Raw genomic sequence first — 6,510 nt, 5'->3', positions numbered from 1 at the left:
ATGAAAACGGATCACCAAATAGCCTATACAAAAACGAACCCCAAAATAGCCTATACCAAGTCACCACCACAACCAGTGGATCCAGCCCCAAAACCACTTATTTTGATGCCTTTAATCGCACCCTTAGAGGACAACACACTGGCTTTGATGGACGCAAAATCAATAACGACACCTACTATGATAACTTAGGCAGAGTCCAGCGTGCCAGCCTACCTTACTTCGTAGATGAACAAAGTTATTTTGTCACCACCCAATACGACGCCATCGGCAGACTCACCAGCACTACTAAGCCCGCTGACAATGGCAAAACTGCCACCAGTTCCACCACCTACAACGGTTTTAGCACCACCATAACCAACCCCCTGGGTCATCAAAAAACCACCACCAAAAACGCCATTGGTGAAATCATCCGCATAGATGAGCCAAAAAATGCACGGCTCACGCATCATTACAACAGTATAGGCAACCTAATCAAAACCGTTGTAGGTGGGGTTACCACCACTATGGAATACGACATTAGGGGCAACAAAACCAAGATAAATGACCCAGATATGGGCACTTGGACTTATGCTTATAACGCCCTAGGCAAACTCATCAGCCAAACCGATGCCAAAGGACAAACCAGCACCATGACCTACGACAAACTCGGCAGAATGACCCAAAGAGTTGAAGTGGAAGACACCAGCACTTGGACTTATGACACCAAGTCAAATGGCATAGGTAAACTCTCTGTTGTTAAAGGGTCAAATGGTTATAAAAAAGAGTTAAGTTATGATGTACTTGGCAGAGTCAAATCAACCACGCTAACCACCAATGGAGAGACACTCACCACCACAAACACCTATGACAGTTATTCACGCCTTAGTATCCAAACTCGCCCGCAAAAATTCAAAGTAGAGAATGTTTATAATCAATATGGTTACTTACTGGCAAAACGAGCACCCAAATCACAAATTAGTGATTATGATTGGGACCATCTAGCTAAATTAACGAAAGACAGTTTAGCGAATGCAAGCAAGACACTAACCAAAGTCCAAGAACTTGAACAACAAACCCATCGTTTAGTTTCTCGTGCAAATTCAGCTAGGAAAATTGCAAATCATTCCTCCCTAACATCAGCAGAACTAGCGCAAAAAGCACAAGAGTTACGAGACAATGCTGAAAAATTGGATGAAATTGCAGAAATATTACAACTAAAAGCAGAATATTATAAAGCATTAGCAGAGTCTTATCTTACTGCACTTAGGCGTTTTCAGCATTTATCTAATGTTAATGTTGCAGATGATGAAGCGCGTAGTTATACTGATAGCACCACTGATAGCAAGTTTGATAGGGTTTTTGAAGGCACTGCTGTATCTAACATCAATGGTTATGCATGGTGTAAAAGTAAATATGAGTGTGAGTATTGGGCAGATATTTCAAAAGCTGGAGTTAAGTTTTATAAAGATGCGACAGAAAAATCATTAGCATTAGCACAAAAATATCTTGATTCTTCAGGCTCAAAAAAACAAGACTTTGCTGAAGAAGAAGCAAAAAAACTTGATTCAGAGTCTAAAAAAAAGAGCGATGGTGATATTACCACGGATGTACACGATACAAACTATTATGGATCTAATATTAGCTATCATTTTGCCAATGAAGCAACTAAATATTTAAAACAAGCCCAAGCGTCCGCCAATCAAACCAAACACTGGCGTAAAAAACTCGACAACAAAAACCACTACCAAGCCATGCTTAACGATACAGCTAATATTTACTTCTACCGTGTCAAATCCCGTGATGCAGCAGGGCGTTTAACAGGACACATAGTAGGCAATGGTCTTTCAACAGAACAGGAGTACTCTCCCGCTAGTGGTCATCTATACACCATCAAATCAAACTTCAACAGCACTAATCAAATCCGCAACCTAGAATATGAATACGACTTGATGGACAATGTCACGCAAAGACAAAACCACATCTCAGGTTTGAGTGAAGGCTTTACTTATGACGCCCTAGACCGCCTAACCCAGTCAAGCACCACCGGTAGGATTAATAATGATGTTGATTATAGTTATAAAGTGGATTACCAATATGACATCAATGGCAACATAATAAATAAATCTGATGTCGGTGATTACAGTTACAACGCTGCTAGTGGTGTTCGTCCGCATACCCCTAACTCAATCACAGGGATAAAAACCAATACCAATACCAGTACCAATACCAACAACCAAGACAGAACTTACACCTATGATGCCAACGGCAGCATGACCAAAAACAATGACAAAACCATACAATGGACTTCATTCAACAAACCAAAAAGCTTTACCAAAGGCAAAGACAGCACAACCTTCACCTACGGTCCTGATAGAAGCCGTTACCAAAAAGTACAAACAAGAAGCAGTGACAACACCACCATCACCACTCAATACTTTGGCAAGATTTATGAGAAAATCAAGCAAAACACCAACACCGAGCACAAGCACTTCATCTATGCCGATGGACAACTGATTGCCATTCACNAGCCCAAGAAATTCACCAAAGGAGGAGACAGTACAACCTTCACCTATGCACCTAATAGAAGCCGTTACCAAAAAGTACAAACAAGAAGCAGTGACAACACCACCATCACCACTCAATACTTTGGCAAGATTTATGAGAAAATCAAGCAAAACACCAACACCGAGCACAAGCACTTCATCTATGCCGATGGACAACTGATTGCCATTCACATCAAAACCGACACAACGAGTGCAGCAGGTACATCAAGCACATCAGGTACAACAGATACACCAGCAACACCAATCCCCGATAAAACCCGTTATCTACATTACGACAACCTCGGCTCAATAGACACCATCACCGATGGACAAGGCAACATCGTTGAACGCATGGCATACACCGCCTTCGGACAAAGACGCAAAGGCGACTGGCGCGCCAGCGACCCACTGCTCCCCATCATCCCAGCACTCACCAACCGAGGCTTCACTGGACACGAACACATTGATGAAATGGGCTTTATCCATATGAACGGTAGAGTGTATGACCCACAGATAGGACGCTTTTTAAGTGCTGACCCACACATTCAAGACCCGTACAACACACAGAGTTACAATAGATACAGTTATGTAATGAATAATCCGCTTAAATACACCGATCCAAGTGGTTATGCTGGCAATACTAATTATCCTTCCCTTGCTGTTATAGCAGCAGAAATGACCAAAGCCATTTTGGCAGATATTACAGCAGGTCTATTTTCTCAGATGGTTATTGCCTACGCTGTGAGTTACGCAGTTACCTATATCGCAACAGGTAGCGGCAAAGCAGCCCAAGGTGCAGGGCTGCCAGCAGGGTTGTTTATGGGTATTGGCGGACTACGAGGCGGTAAAATAGGTGCTGATGGCAAAATGCACTACAACCCAGGATGGGAACCAGGCTCCATGAAAACCTTAGCCGCTCATGGATTAGCAGGCGGTATCGTGCAAGACAGAATGGGTGGTAGTTTTGGCGCTGGTTTCTTAGCGGGATCAGTTGGCTCTTACTTTGGATCCTCAGGCAAATCAAGTAAGGCTAATGAAATGATTGGCAATACTGCTATAGAGGCAGTTATTGGTGGCACCATCTCGATGATTGGCGGCGGTAAATTCGCAAACGGGGCGCAGACGGGGGCGTTTAGGTATTTGTTTAATGACAGCGCTGAGCACTTTTTTGCATCAGGAAATCATGATTACGAGGTGATATCTCCAGCTGTGTGTTCTACGAGTTCTCTAGGTTGTTCAATTGCAAGTGTTGCGCTTCAAATTCAGTCTATAGGTGCGTTTCCTGGTCAGGATAGGAGAGTTTTAAACAATGGTAATGCACAATATTTTGTTGCAAGTGTAATCCCATATGTTACTTCAGACCCTATTCTTTCAAGTGCAACATCTACAGGAATTGTTAATACAACATTATCCGGTCATACGCTTGATCCTGGGGTGGCAATAAGAGATGCAGTTTTAATGAATGGTTTTATACATATTAGAACTCTGGGTTATGGGCAAGGGCCTTATGGTTTTTTTAATAATTTATTTAAAAATACGGCATGGGATTCTGTAGATCAAAAAGTAATTGATAAATTTAAATAAATGGAAGAAATTGCAAATTTTTTAGCATTCATAATCTTTTATCCTATAGTTTTTATAGGTGATTATTTAGGTGGTGGGATAGGTATTCTGTTGGTGGGATTATTGCCAATATATATGCATATATATGTGTACCGAAAAGGTGTGTTTAAGAATAAGGTAGACGCTATTCTTTTTTTCTTTTTTTCTTTTTTACTTAGTTCTTTTATAACTACCTCCATGATGTTAATATATGCAAGAGCTAAGTCTGGATTTTAGTATATGCAAAATCTAAGTCTGGAATGTAAATGATTAACGGTTATATTTATAACTCACCCTCAAAGTGGATTTAAAAAAATAATTCATTCGTTACGACAAAGTAAATCTAAATAAGAAAGTTTAGATTGCTATCTGAAGTTGTTGGGGTTTATATAATTAGTCAACCCTTAAAAACCACACAACAAATTGATTTATAACAATAAAACCAACAATAACCCTAGACAAATCAACCAACTTTTGTTAAAATACCTCTTATTTCTTGGTCGTTTTGCTTAAAAAAATGTTAACTAAATCTAGCCCAATATCCACCCAATCAAATCTTTTTCATTCAGAGCTCTTTTCTCAATTAGATGTCAAAGACCCTTTAATACAACTAGCCAANTCTTACTTTGGATCCTCAGGCAAATCAAGTAAGGCTAATGAAATGATTGGCAATACTGCTATAGAGGCAGTTATTGGTGGCACCATCTCGATGATTGGCGGCGGTAAATTCGCAAACGGGGCGCAGACGGGGGCGTTTAGGTATTTGTTTAATAAGGGTATGCATACTGCGCAGAGATTGCAGGTTAGGTTTTTTAACAATTCTGATGAGCAATTGAACCATATTGCTGATATGGGTCCAGAAGGTAATTTTGATGGTAGTAAACAGGGTGTTATGGATGCTATAGCCTTATATGCGAAAAGTCCTTTTTCAAAAGACCTTGCACAAGATGGTTATTTAGATATTATTTATGATGCTGGCGAACCAAATGCATCTGGATACAGTATTCGTTGGGATGGGCTTTCTAGAAACCCAAGTTTTGGGCATATGGAAGCAGATACAATATTTTTTCATGAATTTGGGCATACGACTTATGGGGGTGGTTATAATGACCATCCTGGCACTGATTTAGGGGGATCACTTGGTAATGTCGCTAGAACCAATACTTACAGAGCTTGGAGAAGATCCTCAGGTGCTGCTGGTTATAATAATAGAAATGGCTATAAATTTGGTGGTGCGTGTTATGCACCTAGTGGTAATTTAGGAGGGTCTTGTTAATGCGATATTTACACATCACATTGTTGTTTATTGTTTGCACAATATCTATCAATTTACACGCTAATGTTATAGAATGTGAAATCAAGGAAGAAACAGGCACTGTTAAAGTATTAGATGTTACTAGTGACAAGTTTTTACAACCAGTTTTAAAGGAATTAGGGGGTTATCAAATAGCGCCTTTAAAATCTTGTAGTATTGGATATATGGCAGAAAAGTTTCGCCAAAATGATCCTACTAAGTATTTATCAAAAGTACTATTTTTTCTAGAAGACATAACAGTTATGATTAATAATTTTTATTCTGCATTTTCTGATGTATATGTTGTAGCCAAAAAGAAAGAATTAAACAATAAGTATATTGAAATCAACCTATATGTTCGCTCAGAATCTGAGCATGAATACACTCACCTGCTTAACGCTATTACAAAGAGTTCAAAAATAATCACAAGATATATTCATGATTATACTAAAAATTTGAAGTTTGAAGGTAGATATATTTTATTAAGTTGGCGCTTTATAGACAAAGATAAAAAAGTAAGCATTAATACACCTCTTAAGAATATTTTATTCTTTACCTATAAAGGACTGCCATCGCCTAATTAATAAAAAGGGACGCTATTAATAATTAGGGTCAGTGTGCAATTTAGAAATAATTAGGGTCAGTGTGCAATTTATTAAACAATCCATCCAACCAGCCTGATGAAATCCGTAACCTAGAATATGAATATGACCTAATGGACAATGTCACACAAAGACAAAACCATATCTCAGGTTTGAGTGAAAGTTTCACTTATGACGCCCTAGACCGCCTAACCCAATCAAGCACCACCGGTAAGATTGATGATGTTGATTATAGTTATGCCGTTAGTTACCAATACGACATCAATGGCAATATCCTCAACAAAGCTGATGTTGGTGATTACAAGTATAACAATGTTAATAGCACCCATCCCCACACGCCAAATTCAATCACAGGCCTAAGAATCAATACCAGCAACCAAGACAGAGCCTACACTTACGATGCCAATGGCAATATGACCAAAAATGGCAATAAATCTATTACTTGGACATCATTTAACAAGCCCAAGAAATTCACCAAAGGAGGAGACAG

General features: G+C 39.4%; 3 protein-coding genes and 1 pseudogene. All 4 read left to right on the top strand.

Annotation, left to right across the window (positions count from 1 at the left end):
* The first annotated feature begins 503 nt into the window (after positions 1-503).
* Positions 504-4,106 carry an RHS repeat domain-containing protein gene (locus tag BHECKSOX2_RS04285; protein ID WP_139682606.1) on the top strand — a complete coding sequence of 1,201 codons (3,603 nt, stop codon included), beginning with the start codon at positions 504-506 and terminating at the stop codon, positions 4,104-4,106.
* A complete protein-coding gene (locus BHECKSOX2_RS04280) occupies positions 4,107-4,361 on the top strand; it encodes a hypothetical protein (RefSeq protein WP_139682605.1) in 255 nt (84 codons plus the stop codon).
* A 1,038-nt stretch (positions 4,362-5,399) separates the two neighbouring features.
* On the top strand, positions 5,400-6,002 hold the full coding sequence (locus tag BHECKSOX2_RS04275) for a hypothetical protein (protein ID WP_139682603.1): 603 nt from the start codon (positions 5,400-5,402) through the stop codon (positions 6,000-6,002).
* A gap of 59 nt (positions 6,003-6,061) precedes the next feature.
* A pseudogene (locus tag BHECKSOX2_RS04270) lies at positions 6,062-6,510 on the top strand (hypothetical protein); the annotation flags it as partial.

It is taken from the genome of thiotrophic endosymbiont of Bathymodiolus puteoserpentis (Logatchev) (assembly GCF_900127505.1).
GTDB lineage: Bacteria > Pseudomonadota > Gammaproteobacteria > PS1 > Pseudothioglobaceae > Thiodubiliella.
This window is presented reverse-complemented; position numbering and strand designations above follow the sequence as displayed.